The organism is Bradyrhizobium sp. USDA 3311 (assembly GCF_054062495.1).
The window spans coordinates 7,491,643-7,508,770 of sequence record NZ_JBSSFI010000001.1 but is presented as its reverse complement, the minus strand read 5'-3'; the positions used below and the strand labels follow the sequence as shown (position 1 = coordinate 7,508,770).

1 protein-coding gene is annotated in these 17,128 nt (G+C 65.8%); it reads left to right on the top strand.

What is annotated here, in order from left to right:
• The first annotated feature begins 70 nt into the window (after positions 1-70).
• Positions 71-17,128 carry a leukotoxin LktA family filamentous adhesin gene (locus ACVWW6_RS35940; protein ID WP_456682412.1) on the top strand — a complete coding sequence of 5,686 codons (17,058 nt, stop codon included), beginning with the start codon at positions 71-73 and terminating at the stop codon, positions 17,126-17,128.

The window sequence follows — 17,128 nt, the reverse complement described above, 5'->3', positions numbered from 1 at the left end:
CCGGACGCCTTCGACGACATTCTCCCACCCGGTTGTGGATCGGCGCCAATGCCGATGAAGAGGATATGAAATGCGCGGACCATCTGCGACGCGAAACAACGATGAGCTGACGACGCTGCGGGGGCTTGCGCGCTTCCGCTCGATGTCGCTGCTCTGCGCGATGCAGATGGTCTTCCTGCCGGTGTTCAGCGTCCGCGTTCAGGCGCAGACGGCGAACGTCATCGTTCCGGACGGACGCACCGGGACGTCCTTGCAGACCTCCGGCGGCGTCACCAACATCACGACGTCGACGGTCTCCGGCAACAACGCCTTCAACTCGTTCTCGCAGTTCAGCGTCGGGCAGGGCAACACCGTCAACCTGCAACTGCCGACCGGCACGCAAAACCTCGTCAACATCGTTCGCGACGCGCCGGTCTACGTCAATGGCACGCTGAACTCCTACATGAACGGTGCGATCGGCGGTAACGTCTACTTCGCCGATCCCAAGGGTTTCGTGGTCGGCCGTTCCGGCACGGTGAATGTCGGCAGCCTCAACGTCTCGACGCCGACGCGCGAGTTCACCGACAGCCTGATCGGCGCGGGCGGGGCGATCAACCAGTCGGCCGTCGGCAACCTGATGGCCGGCTCGTTCCCGGTCTCGCCCGACGGCAACATCCGCATCTACGGCCGGGTCAATGCGCAGGATGGCGTGCGGCTGACCGGGCAGAACGTCTATGTCGGCGGCGCCACCCAGCGCGACATCGCCAATCTCGATCACGCCGCGAAATTTGCGGCCTCCGTCAACTCCAAGGGCCTGCGCAGCGCCAGCTCGATCACCGTCAGCAACGGCTCGATCCATATCGGTGCGGTCAACAATGCCAGGGTCAACGGACGTCTGACCGCGCAGAGCAAGACCGCAACGCCGAGCAACATCACCGTCCAGGCCGGCAACAACATCGATGTCGGCAAGAACGCCAATCTCAACATCGCAAGCGCAAACGGCAATGCCGGAGAGATCCGCCTGAAGGCGGCGCAGAACCTGACCGTCGCGGGCGGCGCCAGGTTCGATGCCAGCGCGAAGACGGGCAATGCCGGTCTCGTCGACTTCAGCGCGAACGGGATCATCGACATCGGGAAAGGCATCAAGGTCGATCTCAGTGCGGACAACGGCAAGGCCGGCACGCTGCTGATCGACCCCACCGACGTGGTCGTGGGCGATGCCGCCCAGGGCGACTCCGGCGTGACGCTGTCGAACAGCTCCATCGCTAATGCGCTCGCCGGGCTCAGCGCGGGTGCCGACTACCTCATCCAGGCGGATCATTCCATCACGCTCGCCGCGCATGCGATGATCGATGCCCGCCGTCTCGATGGCTCCGGCCATTCGACCGGCAACGCCAACAACGTCATCATCGACGCGCCCAACATCGAGATCATGAATGGCGCGCAGATCCTGGCCCAGTCGGTCAATTTCGGCGGGACCACCTACGCCGACGGTAACGTGACGCTGAGGGCGACGGCGAGCGACATCAAGCTGTCCGGCCAGGCCACCGCCGCGACGTCGATCACGGTCGACGGCAAGATTACCGGCGGCATCGTCTCGATCACCGCAACCTCGACGGCCGTGTCGAGCTTCCTGAACGGTTCCGTGGCCGGTGATTTCGCGCTCGTCGGCTCGACGCTGGCCGCATCGCTGCTCGGGCTCAATGGCGGCTATGTCGCGGCAAGCGCCACTGCGACCATCAACATCAACAGCCATGCCGACATCAACGGCCGCGGCGATGTCACCATTTCCGCGCATGCCACGGAGACCGCGTCGGATCCGGCGGTCGCCTCCACCTTGCTTGGCAGCCTGACGCCGGTCGCGGCCGGCGTGGTCGTCGGCAAGATCGACGGCACTGCCACGACCAACGTGGCCTCGGGCGCGACGGTCAACGCCGGCGGCAACCTCGAGGTCAAGGCGCTCAACGACGCGACCATCGCCGTCTCTGCCCTCGCGGCATCGACGAGCGCGCAGATCGTCCCGACGGTGGCCTATTCCAAGGGATCAGTGTCGACGACCGCCAACGTTGCGACCGGCGCGCATATTGCGGCGGGCCTGGTGAACACGAGCGGCAGCACGCTGAAGGTGCGCGCGATCAACAACAATTCCTTCTCGACCAGCGCAACGTCGGTCGCGGCACCCGGGACGGGGGCGAGCGGCGCCGTCGGCGGGGCGTTCGCCATCAGCGACATCACGACGTCCGCGACCGCGACGCTCGGCGCATCGCTCGGAACCGATACCGCCAACCGGATGAACGGCTCCGTTCTCGTTGAAGCGACGTCGGACACGACGAGCAATTCCACGATGGCCTCGTCCATCGCCGGCCTGCCGGCGCTGATCGCGGCGATCGAACGAGGACTGCGCGCCGTCACCTCGCCGACGTCGATCATCAGGGACCATATGGGCTCGCTGATGCCGTTGAGCTTCGATTTCAAGGTCGCAGGCGCGCTGTCGCTGGCCAACAGCAGCCAGAGCGCGACCGCTGCGATCGCGCAAAATCCGAGCGGCGGCGCGCCGAGCATCTATGCCAGCGGCAACGTTGCCGTTGCCAGCAACGTCATCGATCGCGGCGTTCGCAGCAATGCGACGTCCAGCGCGATCACGAAGGATCCGGTGTCCGGCGAGAGCACCGCGATCAGCGCGGCCGTCGCCTGGGGCAATTTCACGCATAATTCGAACGCCTATGTCGGCAATGGCACACTGATCAACGCAGCGAACATCGCCGTCGATGCCACCACCGAACTGCCGATCACCAATTCCTGGCTGAAGTGGGATGGTTTGGGCGCGGTGCTGAGCCACCTCAACGGCAATCTCGGCGTCGGCGGCAACATCCTGACCAGCTACGCCAATGCCACCGCGGACGCCGGCGACACGATCGGCATCGCCGGTTCGCTGAATCATTTCGTCGTGAACAACAACACGACGGCGTGGGTGGCCGGAAGCGCGAGCCTGACGGCGACCTGCGCGACCGCGGCCTGCGGCAGTGGCACCGGCTGGTCGGTCGGGATGGACAATGGCGACGTCCATACCTACAACGCCAGCATCCAAATCGCGGCCACCACGACCACGGCGTCGATCGACGCCGCCGGCAATGTCGGCACGCTCGGCTTCCTGTTCGGCAACACCTCGGGCGGCTCCTCCGTCGGCGGCGCGCTCAATCTCGTCCAGTTCAACACCAATACCATCGCCGGCGTTTCGGACCGCGCGACGCTGCGTGCGGCGGACGACATCGCCGTCAATGCGATCACTTCAGACCGGTTCGTCGCTGTCGCACCGTCGTCCGGCAAGGCTGCCGGCACGCTGGCGCTGAATGGCATCACTTCGCTCGGTTTCCTGAACAACACGACGCACGCGTCGATATCGAGCCAGGCCACCGTCTATGCACCGACGGTCGGCATCCTGGCGCAGCAGGATCTGTCGGTCGTGACGCTGTCCGGCGCGATGAGCTATAACGGGAGCGGCGGTTCGGCGGTCGGCTTGTCGGTCGCCTATCTCGGCGCAAATACCGACACCTCCGCCTATATCGGCGACAACCATTCCGACATCCGGCCCGGCGTGTTCAGCGCCAACGATCCGTTCGCTGGCACCAGCGGCGGAAGCGGGGCGGTCAATGTCGACAATCTGACACTCAGCGCGACCACGTCGGGGCGAATCACCGCGGCCGCCGTGGCGGCAGCCGTCTCCGACCCGGCGTCGTCGAATTTCTCCGACAAGGCAGGCGCTGCCGGCGCCGCCTCGACCGGAGGCACCGCCGGCGTGACGACGGCGGCGGGCAAGATCGGTTCGACTTCGGGATCGAGCACCAGCGGCTTCAGCCTCGACCTCGCCGGCAGCTCGTCGGTGAGCGACGTCTCGCTCGGCACCAGCGCCTATATCAAAAACACGACGGTCAACAAGTACACCACGACCGGCGCCGTGCTCACCAACACGATCGTTCAGGCGCTGAACGACACCATGCTTAATAATGGTTCCGGTTCCGCGGCGCTCAATCTGGCCGGAGGGTCCGCCCAGGGGGCTGCGATCGGCGGTGCGATCGCGGCGGCGATGTCGAACAACGCGACACTCGCCTATATCTACGGCACCACCGTGAACAACCAGAGTTCGGTGACGGTGCAGGCGCTCAACGGCGGCTCGGAGACCGTCGTCGCCATCGGCGTGGCGGGATCGAAATCCAATGCGGCGTCGCTGTCGGCCTCCGTCGGCATCATCACGGACAGCGCCAACGCCTATATCGAGAGCTCGACGATCACGGGGCAAGCGACCGGCGTCAATCGCGCGCTCGAGGTCGACGCCTACCAGACCACGAACATCGCGATCGGCGGCGGGTCGCTCTATATAGCCGGTGGCCAGGCCGGCGTCGGCATCGGGCTGACCTACGCGTCGATTGCCGATCCCACGGGTGGGAACGCGACCGACGCGCATATCCGCAGCACCTCGATCTCGAACTACGACACGCTGCTGGTGCTGGCCGACAGCGCCAGCGTGATCGCCGCCGGTGCGGCCTCGGGCGGGGCAGGGTCCAACGGGCTTGCCGGCGCGATCGTCGTCAGCGAGATCTCGTCGACCACGACGGCCTATATCAGCAGCGGCGCCACGGTGAACATCGACGTTGGCCGCGTAACGGTGCTGGCGGACAGCGGCGCAGTGTCGGCGCTGGATACGGCGCTCGGAAACCTCGTCAAGAAATCGAACAACAATCATCTCGCCGAAGACACATGTACGGTCGCGGGCGGCACGGGCGGGCAGAACTGCATCGACTTCGGCGCGGCTGCGCTCAACGGCGGCACGGGTAACGGTCCGGGCGCCAGCATCGTCTCCGTTGCCGGCCTCGTCCAGGCCGGCAAGAACAATGTCGGCGCCTCGATCGTCTACGATACCATCGCAACGACGCATTCGGCCTATATCGCCAACGTCCTGTTGACGGCCGGCAGCAACGGCAATGTCAGCGTGAGCGCGGTCGATTCCTCGAAGATCCAGTCGGTCACGATTGGCTTCGGTCTTGCGACCGGACAATTTGCCGGCGTCGGTGGCACCACGATCAGCAGCATCTCCAACACCGTCTCCGCGGCCATCGGCAACAACCAGTCCAGCACGACGCAATCGTCCGTCACGGCCAAGAACATTTCCGTCAGCGCGACCGACAATTCCAGCATTACCGGAACCGCCGCCGTTGCGGGCGCCTCGACGCAAGGAAGCGCCGCGGGTCTGGCGCTTGTCTACAGCAGCATCGCCAACAATGTCAGCGCCGGCGTCACCGGCTCCAAGCTGACCGCCTCGGGCAATGTCGCGGTCGGTGCGAACTCGAACGCCAGCATCTCGACGGTCGCCGTCGGTATCGCGATGTCCTCGCAGGTCGGGCTGGCCGGCTCGGTCGCCACCAATCTGATGGGGACCAACGTCACCGCCAGTATCACGGCGGCAGGTACCAACGGTATCAATGGCGCCGACGTCATCGCCACCAACAACGTCGCCGTGATCGCCGGCAACAACGACAAGGTTGGCGTGTTCGGCGGCGCGGTGTCGATCAGCAAGGGGGCGGCGGGCGGCGCGGGCTCGCTGGTCACCAACCAGATCACGGGAACCACTGCGGCCTATATCAGCGGCGCGAACACCAAGGTCGACGCGCTCGGGACCAGCACCACCGATACGCTGTCGGTCAACAACGGCACCCTCGTCCATGCCTTCGATCTCGGCACGGCCCACGCGCCGACCGACACCACGCCCGACCTCACCGAGAACCAGGACGTCCTGCGCGGCCTCGCCGTGGTCGCGAGCTCGCACCAGGCTGTCGTGACCAACGTCGCGTCGGTCGCCGCGAGTGGCGGCATCTCGATCATGATCAACCCGATCACTAACGTGATGAGCGGGGCGACACGAGCCTATATCGACAGCGCGTCCATCGACACGCGCCTGACCTCGCCGACGCTCAAGCCGCAGATCGAGGTGGCCGCATCGAGCTTCTCCTATTCCGGCGCATTCGGCGCAGGCATCGCCTACGGCAGCAGCGGCGGCGGTGGCGCGACGATTGTCTCGACGACGATGTCGCGCGAGACCTTCGCCTATATCACCAATGCCACGGTCGGCGGCGTCCAGTCGTCGAGCGCGACGTTGGGCGCCGTGACCGTGAAGGCCAATGCGGAGCAGGATGCGTCCTCGATTGCGATCGGCTTCAACAGCGGCTCGGTCGGCCTGAACGTCTTCCAGGCGACCACGGAAGCCTATGTCGACGGCGGCGCGCTGACCGCTTCGTCGCTGACGGTCAACGCCAACAACAACACCGGCATCTTCTCCGCGAACGGCTCTGGTGCCTATGGCAGCCAGGCCGCGATCGGCGCGGCGTTCCTGGTCCAGGTCTCCTCGAACCGGACGCTGGCCTATGTCGGCGATGAGTTCCGCTATCAGGGCAATGGCGCCGCGCACACCACCGCGCTCAATTTGAGCGGTGCGCTCGACGTCGAAGCCAAGACCAAGAACCGCTTCGAGGCCTATGCAATCGGTGGCGCGCTCTCGACGGGCACCGCCGCGATCGCCGGCATGGCGAACATCGAGGTCGCCAACAACAACACCATCGCCGGCGTCTACGACACCACGCTGCAGGGGGTGACGGGCGGTGCGGCCGGCGCGGTCACGGTCAACGCCAACGAGGACGTCGCGATCAAGGAGATCGCGGGCGCGCTCGCGGTCGGCGCCAGCGGAGGAGGGGTCGGCGTCGGCGCTGCGGCCAACGTCATCGTGTTCAAGAGCCGGACCGTTGCCGAGAGCTGGAACAGCAATCTGAACTCGTCAGGCGCGATCAACGTCAACGCGCTCAGCACCAAGGAGGTGCTGTCCTACGCGGTGACCGCCGGCATCGGCGGCAGCGCCGGCATCGGCGCGACCGTCGGCGTCATCATCATCGGCACCAACACCGCGGACGCCGACACGCAGGGCCAGCAGACCGGCCAGCTCAACCAAGGTAGCAACGGCACCATCGCGTCCGTCAACAGCGGCACCAGCAACATGCATGGCAGTGGTGCCGTCGCGAGCGGCACGGCCGGCAATCCGAACAGTGCCAATGTCAGCTCGACCTACGACGTCAGCAATATCCTGAGCGGCGGCAATGACGCGGTCATCGCCCAGATCGCGGGCGGCAACGTCACGGGCACGCAAGTCAACGTCTCGGCCACCAGCGCCAACGCGGCCAAGATGTATCTGCTCGGCGCGGGCTTTGCCAAGAATCTCGGCATTGGCGCCGGCATCGGCTACACCAGCGTCAACAGCACCGTGGTCGCCAACCTCAGCGACTACGGACGCAACGGCGCCGGCGTGCTGGTGGCCGCGGATACGCCTTTGGCCGTCGCGGCGCCCGCCGTCAACGTCCTGGCGGTCGTCAAGGATGCGACCGACGGACCTTATGCCGGCAAGACCATCGATACCGAGGCGATCGCCGGCGGTGCGGCGCTTTACTTCGGCGCTCAGGCCTCGGTGGCGGTCGGCAATGTCAGCAACACCGTGGTGGCCTTGCTTGGCGGCCAGATCACCGGCACGGGGGGCAACGGCGTCGCCGTCCTGGCGCAGGATTCAACGAGCCAGGTCGTCTTCACCGGCGGCGCAAGTGCCGGCGCCGTGGCCGCCGGCGCTTCGGTCGCAACGGCAAGCCGAAACAGCTCCGTCACAGCGCGGGTCCTGGACGACGCTACCGTCAACACTTCGACATTGGGTGTCGGGGCCTCGGGCGCTGGCACCTTGACGACGACGGCAACGGCGCTCTCGGGCGGTATCGTCGCCGGCGCCGGCGCGGATGCAGAGGCCCACGAAAACTCGGGCGTGCTCGCCGAGATCGGATCCGGCGCAGTCATCACCACGTCTGCGACCGGCGACGGCACGCTGGTGGGAGCCGCGATCAAGCCGAATCTGTTGAGCGAGGCGATCGGCGTGTCGGTCGGCGGCGGCGCGGTCGGCGTCGCCATCGCCCAATCGACCGTCGGAGCCACGGTCACGGCCGATGTCGGTGACAACACCAGCTTCTCGGGTGGCAAGCTCGCCGTGACCGCCATGGCGCTCGTCCCCATCATCGGCACGCAAACGAACGGAACCACGACCACGCCGATCTATGGCACGACGACCTGGGCCAAGGCGCTCGCCGGCGGCGGCGGCTCGCTGATCGGCGCGCAGGGCAGTTTCGCAAGGGCCTCCGAAAACGCGACGGTCAAGGCCTATGGCGGGGCGGGAATCCGGCTCCCCAATGCCGACGTGTCCATCACGGCTGAAAACGACAGCTCGCAATATGCCGAGGGGACCGGTCTTTCGAGCGGCTTCCTGGCCCTCGGCGCCACCGTGGCCCAAACGTCGTCGGACGCGAAAACCTACGCCTATCTGGGCGCGCCCGCAGATATGGACGCCCTGAACCGCGCCGCCTACACCGGCAAGCTCACGATCCAGGCGGACGGCAGGGACACGAATTTCTCCAACGCGATAGTCGGCGCGGGCGGTACCTATGCCGGTGCGGCGGCGGTCGCCACCACCAGCTCGACCGCCGTAACCAATGCGCGGTTCGACGGCGGCTCGACGGACGACACGCTCTATCTCGGCGGCCTCACGATCGAGGCGACGCATACCACGAATTACGCCGCGAGCGGCGACGCCTATCAGGCGTCCACGGCGGGCGTGTCCGCCGGCAAGACCAGGAACGACGTCGACTCCACCACGACAGCCGAGATCGGGACGCATCTGATCATCAACTCGGCGGCCGGCGACATGGTCGTCATCGCCAACGACATCGTCAACCAAGCCGGCGGCGGCGCGCGATCGGGCTCGGGCGGCTCATTCTCGGGAGCGGCGGCGCTGAGCGAGTCCTTCGTGACCCAGCGCGTCAATACCAATATCGGCGCCGGCACGGTGCTGAGCCTCAACGACGATCCCAGGACCTCGACCGCGGTGATCAACATCGAGGCCTACAACACGCTGAGCACCAACGATACCGCGAGCCTCGCCACCGCCAGCTTCTTCGCCGGCGGCGGCGCCGAATCCAACATGACGGCGAATGCCACGCTCGCGGTCAACATCAACGCCCGCGAGCTGTTCAGCGCCGGCAAGATCTATGTCGGCACGGCCGCGAAGATGGCGGCGGCGAACAACGCCAATGCCAGCCTCTACGGCGCGATCGCGGGCGTCGGCGCCAGCACCAACAGTTGGGTCCATGCCAACCAGTCCGTCAATGTCGGCGACAACGCGAAGATCGTGGCCTGGCGTGACATCACCATGTATGCCGGCCTGTCCGGCGATGGCACCGTCTTCAGCAGCGTGCAGGCGACGGCGACGACGGTGGTCTACAACAACACCGCCATTCCGATCTCGGCGCTCTATCGCGGCACGGCCAATGCCGACGACACCACGAGCCTGACGCTCGCTCCGACCTCGAGCATTCTCGGCGCGCGCGACATCTATCTCGGCGCCACGCAGGGGCAGGTCACGGCCACCGGCAACGGCAGCAATTACAACCCGTATCTCGACATCTTCAGCGCCAAGAACAGCGACAACCACAGCCACACCAGTGGAACCGGCGACGTCGCGCTCAACGGCCGGGTGGTTGCTGGCGTCAACAACGATTTGACGATCACGATCAATCTGGGCGCATCCACGCCGACATTGAGCACGACCAGTCCGGACTCGACGCTGACCAACGGCTCCTCGTCGGTCCTCGAGTCCGTCTCCGACGTCAACCACTTCAGTCCGGTGATGAGCTGGAACCACCAGACGGTTCAGTACACTATCGTCGGCAACTTCAATCCTTACGATCTGGTCGTCAGCCAGCTGGCGACGCTGACCGGCCTGACCGCGACGCAGGTCCGCGCGCAGCTCGCGGCGGCGACTCCGACGGCGCCCGCCATCATGTCGCCGTCCGGCACCGATCCGACCGGCGACATCCAGCGGCAGATCGACACGCTGATCAAGCAGGCGCCGTTCACCTCCGACGCGCCCGGCAACGCCTTTGCGTTCGGCGACATCCTGGTGTCCGCCGGCAACGTCTCGATCCTGGCGCAGAAGCTCACCGGAAACAGCGGCACGAATCCTGCCGCGCCCGCGGTCATCGCGCGCAGCTCGCCATTGATCAAGATCGAGAACAAGGGCCTCGACTTCATGAGCCTGGGCAACCTCACGGTCACCGATGTGACCGGAGGTAACATCACCTATCGCCAGATCGACCATGTCGACCCGGATTCGCATTCCAATGTGACCTTCACCGCGATGCCGAGCGCGACGCCGGTCATCGACGTCTCCGCCACCTACAACCGCCTGGATCCCGACTCCGGTCAGGGCATTGACCAGAACGGCAACGTGCTGACCCGCACGCCCGACATCTATTTCAATGGCGCCGTCAACAACGCGAACGGCCTGCTCAAGATCATCAACAATCTCGGCAGCGTCGTCGCATCGCAGTCGCTCAGCGCCGCGACCGTCCAGATCGTGGTGCCCAAAGGCACCTTCACCTTCCTCGGCGGTATCGGGAGCTTCTACGACAGCGGCAGCGCGGTCACCTCGCAATGGGCCACCACTGAAAACAGGCCGGAAGACACGCTGACCGCGGTGATGACGGCGGCGACCTATCTCGGCGCCTACGGCGACTACTATACCGCTCCGCATATCGCTTCGGGAACCGATCACCCCTATTTCTATTACTGCTGCACCGACGGCAGCCACGGAGTGTATCAACCCGTCGGCAACGCCGACGCCAGCACGATCTTCACCGCGCGCATGCTGATGACGTATTACGACGGCACCTCGCTCTATTCATCGATCTTCCTGCCGGTGGGCAGGGGTACGCCTGGGAACACCAGCACTCCCGATGCCGGCAGCGTGCCTGACATCGCGACCCTCAAGATCATCGAGGGGCAGTCGCAGGACTCGGCCAATGTCGTGCTCGCGCAGTGGAAGAAAACGACTTATGACGGCCGCAACGTCTACACCGATAGCGGTCCGTACAAGACGCCGTTCAACTGTGCGTCAGCCTGCGACAGCTCGGGCTTCTTCCAGGTGATCAACATCCAGCCGGATGCGATCACGCCGAAGACCGCGGATTCGCCGGCCACCGCGACAGCCACCCGGACCATCAGCGGCCAGGCGGTCATCATCTCGGCGTCGGTGATCAACATCAACGGCATCATCCAGGCCGGCTCGAGCAGCAACTACTCGGTCAACATCGGCGCCGCTGCGTACGATGCCATCTATGGCAGCAACGGCCTCAAGAATCGCAACGGCGGCGCGGATTTTGCCGCGGCCCAGGCCAATGCGCGGAACGGCGTCTATTACGACATCTCGGGCTCCGTGACGGCGTCGGCCAGCGGCGACGCCAAGATCGGGGTCAGGTACAACGCTCTCACCGACCAGCTCATCCTGAATGGCGTGGCGCAGGGCGCCGGCGGCTACGTCTACCTCAACGGCAAGATCATCTCGACCTCGACCGACAACACCCAGACCCAGGGTAACATCGAGATCAAAGGCGGCGCCGGCACGGTCACCGTCAACAACACCAGCGGGCTCCAGCTCGTCACCAACACCATCAATACCAGCGTCACTGCCCAGAGCGTGGTCGAGATCGTCGACCAGCTCAAGGGGAAGACGACGTGGTGGGTTTACGATCCCAAGGCTGCAAGCAGCCAGCAGGTGTCGCGGTACGAGACCAACAGTGTCACTGCGGCCGCGATCGACCCGTCGATGCTTACGGCCAGGACCGGTACGGCGGGCGTCCAGTACGCGACGCAGGAGAACATGCTCTATCAATGGGTCGACACCGCGACGCTGGATCGTCTACCCACCAGCACGCAGTTCGACTATGGCTGGAGCTTCACGCCCAATCAGGTCACCGGCGAGAACTGGACCCGCTCGACCAACCTGGTTTCAGGCACGCAGAGCAGCAACTATCAGAAAGTCACCACCGCCACAGGCAGCTATCACTGGGCGGGAGGCGTGAATCCGGATGGGAGCCCCGTTGGACTCAACACCCATTCCAACGCGTGCTGCGGCGCGGACGCCCAGTACAACTGGTACCAGGCGATCTATGATCACCTGACGCTCACGCTGACCAACACGGTCAAGGCGTCGAACCCGATCAACATCAAGTTCATCGGCGGCAGTAGCAGCGACGTCGTGGTCAATTCGACCTCCGGCATCGTCATCAACGGGTCGATCAACAACCAGCAGGGCACGACGACGCTTGCCGCCACCGGCACCAACTCGTCGATCACCGTCGGCGCCAATGCCAACAACCCGGTGATCTCGGGGACGAGCGTGACGCTTCGGGGTGACGGCGGTATCGGCACGCTCGGCACCACCAAGGCGCCCGTCCAGGTGCAGCTCTATGGCGGCAGCCTGACCGCGAGCTCGATCGACCGCGACATCGCGATCTCGGCCATCGGGGCGCTGTCGATCAACCAGGTGAAGGTGAATGCCGCGGGCGCCACGCCGCAGGGCAACGTCCTCCTGTCGGCGACCGGCGACATCAACTCGGCTTCCGCCTACAACGTCGCCAACCCGGTCGTGATCGGCAAGAATATCGAGATCAACTCCACGTCCGGTGCGATCGGCGCGACGAGCGCCGTCGTCAACAACGCCTCCACCCTGACCAATATCAATCCGCTGGTGATCCAGGCGACGGGGACGGTTCAGGCGAGCGGCGCCGTCGATGGCGGCGTGCTCGACAGCTCTTCGGCCACGGGCACCTACATCATCCAGTCCAAGGGCGACCTTCGCCTCGGCACGATCCAGTCGACCGGCGGTCCGGTGTTCCTTGAGGCTGCCGGCTCCGACGGCAACCAGGCCAGCATCCTGAACGGCCGGGCGGCGGTCGGCCTCACCCAGGCGCAGAGCCAGCATCTGCAGGATGTCTGGGCCAGCCTCGACCTGCTCAGCGGCAACGCCGCCACCAACGCCGTCAACAGCTACCAGTCGATGGTGACGTCGGCCTATAACGACTACTTCCAGCTCAGGAACATCGCCTTCCCGAACGGCAGCACCTACAATCCGACCTCAGTGGGGCAGACGGTGCTGCGGGCGCAGGTGGCGGCCAAACTCGGCATCGACCCGGCCGACGTCACCACGACGCAGATGAAGACCGAGGCCACGACGCGGTTCCTGCGGGATCAGTTCCTGCTCGGCAAGATCACCACCGACGAGCTCAAGACCTCGCTGACCAGCCTGCTCGGCAGCGCTCCTTCGGATCCGCTCGGAACGCTGTTCGGCAGCTCGCTGTCGTCGACCCTGTTCACCAAGTTGTTCGACGGCGTCTCGACGGCCAATCAGCGCATGCCGACCAATACGGCGCTGCAGACGGCGCTGAACGCCTATAATGCGACCTACAGCTACACGCTGGCCTCGACCGAGCGGGTCTACGGCATCATCACGGCGGGCTCGCAGTGGACGCAGAGCCAGCTCGCCTACACGGTGTCGCCGTCGGCCGTCGGCGCGGCGCCGCCGCCGATCGACGACAACGTGGTCGCCAATGTCAGTGCGAACCAGATCATGCTCTACGCGCCGCGCGGCTCGGTCGGCAATTCGGCGGCGCCCCAGACGTTCACCTTCACCAGCGTCGATGCCTCCTCGCTGACGCCGGAGCAGAGGGGATTGCTGGCCACCGCCGGTCCGGGCCAGCTCACCGTCGGTGCGGTCACCGATCCCACGACCCATGTCACGACCTATACGGTCAGCCTGTCGCAGCAGAACCTCGTCGTGGTCGACAACCCGATCGCGATCTCGGCCAAGGCGCTGACCAACATCTACCTCGGCAGCAAGAACAGCCTCGCGCTCGGCGGCGTCACCGCGAATTACGGCCCGATCGCGGCCGCGCAGGCTGGCGGCATCCAGGTGACCGGCCGCGGCGACGTCAAGCTCGACGCCGTGACCAGCATCTTCGCCAATGTGAGCGGGCCGGTCATATCAGGTGATATCGGCAACCTGACCCTGATCGCGGAGCGCGGCAATGTCGGTGCAGCCGGGGCCGCCGGAAGCAATCCCGCGACCAACACGAACGCGCTTCAGATCGCGTTCGCCGATCCGAGCAACGACCAGCTCGACCAGGTTTCGTCGGCGCAGGGCATCTACGTGAAGCAGACCACCGGCGATCTCGTCCTCGGCAATATCGCCGCCGGCAATGCGATCCAGCTCGCCGCGACGGGCAGCATCTACGCCGAATCCGACTTCACGGATCGCACGGCGATCCACATCCTGGGCGTCGACCTCGATCTGCGCGCCGGCGGCAATATTGGCTTCAACGGTTCGACCTTCCAGCCGCTGCAGGTGAACATCTCGGGCGCGGTGACCGGCTCGGCGGTCGGCGACCTCAGCATCCTCGCGGTCGCCGGCGATCTGATGGTCGGCACGAGCGGCGCCTATGGGGCGCTGACGGCCGGCGGCGCACTGACGCTGAACGTGCCGCGCGGCGCGCTCACCATCAATACCAGCATCACCAGCGACGGCCTGATGCAGCTGCTCGCCAACCGCGGCATGACCTTCGCGGCCGGCGCCAGCGCGGCGCCGGTGGTTGCGACCAGCAGCTCGGGCGGCGTGACGCTGGTCGCCGCGACGCTGTCGATGGGCGCCTATTCGGCCATCAACGCGGCTGGTGTGATCTCGGTGACCACCACGGGCGATGCGACGATCGGCCAGCTGAATTCGTTGCTGTCTTACGCGGCGGCCTCGAACGCGCCCTCGATCATCGTTACCGCAGGCGGCGTCGCCTCGCTCGGAGCGATCATCGACAATGGCGACGGCCAGACCAAGTTTGTGGCATCCGGCGCGGGCGCCGGGGTGTCGCTGAACGCGTCGAACGGCATCGGCAACGCGACGAGTCGGTTCACGCTCAACGCGGTACGGCTGTCGGCGAGCGCGAGCGCCGGGGGCATCTACCTGAAGGCGCTGACCGACACCGAGGCGAGCCTGCTCTCCGCGGTGAAGGGCAACGTGGACATCATCGGCACCGGTGGGCTAACGCTCGACCAGGTGCTGGCGGGCACCGCGACCGGTGCGAGCGGCAGCTTCAGTGTCGTCGCCAACAACGGCAGCATCGTCATCGGCACCGCCGACAGCAGCGGCTCGCAGACGGTTCATGCCGGCCAGAACGTGACATTCAAGTCGCTCGCGACCACCGGCAACAGCGGTGACGTCGGCAACATCAATGTCACTGCCGACAACGGCTTCATCCTGGCCCAGACCGTGACATCAGGCGGCGTGACCACCCTGGGCGCGGTCTCGGCCAACGGCTCGGCGACGCTGCTTGCCGCCACGACCATCACCGGCAACACGCTCGCTACGACGACGGGCTCGGCGCTGCTGACGGCCGGCAGCGGCCCGATCAACTGGAATACGCTCAACGTCGGCACGACGCTGGGCGCGATGGCAAGCCAGGGCAGCATCACCTTCCGGACCGCGCAGAGCGGCGGCACGCAGACCATCCGCGCCCGCGACAACGTGACCTTCAACGCCCTGACCGCCACGGGCATCACCGGCGATGCCGGCAGCATCAATGTCACCGCTGACAACGGCTTCATCCTGGCGCAGACGGTGACGTCGGGCGGCGTGACGAGCCAGGGCTCGGTCTCGGCCCATGACTCGGCGAGCTTGGTTGCCGCCACGACCATCACCGGCAACACGTTCGCCGCCACGACCGGCGCGGGGCTGCTGACGGCCAGCGGCGGCCCGATCAACTGGAACGTCCTCAACGTCGGCACGACGCTGGGCGCGACGGCGAGCCAGGGCAGCATCACCTTCCAGACCGCGCAGAGCGGCGGCGCGCAGACTATCCACGCCCGGGACAACGTGACGTTCAACGCCCTGACCGCCACGGGCATCACCGGCGATGCCGGCAGTATCAATGTCAATGCCGACAACGGCTTCATCCTGGCGCAGACGGTGATGGCCGGTGGCGTGCCGACGCTGGGGTCGGTCACGGCCAACGGCTCGGCCAGGCTGATCGCGGCGGGCACCAACACCGGTCATAACCTCACAGCCTCGACCGGCAACGCGGTCCTGGGCGGAACGGTCGTTCATTGGGATAATCTCAACGTGGGCGGCACGCTCGGCATCACCGCGACCGCGGGGGGGATCACCGTTGGCACCGCCACCAGCGGCGGCACGCAGACCGTGCACGCCGTGAACGACATTGTCTTCAGCCAGCTTACCACGACGGGTATCCCGGGCGATGCCGGTGACCTCGACGTCAAGTCCGACACGGGCTCGCTCCGCGGCGGATCAATCTCAGCGCACGGCGATACACATTTCGAGGTGGCCGGATCGGTCTCGTTCGACCGGATCAGCGGCGACACCGTCAAGATGACCTCGTCGGGTGACCTGACGATCGGCTGGGTCAGCGTCGTCAGGGAGCTCGATCTTGCGGCAGACACGATCAACGTCAGGGGCGAGCAGATCCGCTCGAACCCAGCGGTCCCGCTGATCATGAACATCACCGGCTACAACGGCGGCGTTGCGAAGTCCGCCAACATCTCGATCGACCCGGACAGCATCATCGTCAACCAGTTCAAGGTGGTGGACGCGAACTTCTTCACCGATGCGCACGCCGTGACGATCCTGAACGGCTATGTCCCGGGCCAGCTCCTGCTCACCACCGCCACGCAGCAGGTGTTGCTCAACAACCGCACGCTGGCGCCGTCCAACGGGCCGACGATCCAGCTGTACCAGCCGGACGGCGTGTTCACGATGAGCCAGGTCGGCAACGCCAATGTCAGCAATGCCTATGTGGTGTTCTACACCGGCGACATCTCGGCAACCGTCACCAATTACGGTCCTAACCACATCTGCTGCAGCAACTTCACCGGCGCCAGCATGGTGCGCAACATTTCCGTCGACGGCGAGGGTAGCGAGAGCATCGAAACCTGGATTGCGAAGAAGGACGGCGGGACGTTCTACCTGCTCGGCCTCTCCGGCCAGGCTCGTCTCGATGCGCTGCTGACGCCGCGACCGGTCGAAACCATCGGTTCCGGTCCCGCCGTCAATATCGAGGGGCTGAGCGACATGCGCAAGCTGCGCCGCCAAGGGCAGCGTACGGGACGTCAGGGCTGGAAGGACGCCGCGATTGAAACAGCGAAGCCGGCCGTTGGCCGTCTCGCGGAAGCGTGGTAG

What these genes read in the sequence shown, in the direction of transcription:
- ACVWW6_RS35940 (WP_456682412.1), top strand. Translation starts at nt 71, where the DNA reads ATGCGCGGACCATCTGCGACGCGAAACAACGATGAGCTGACGACGCTG.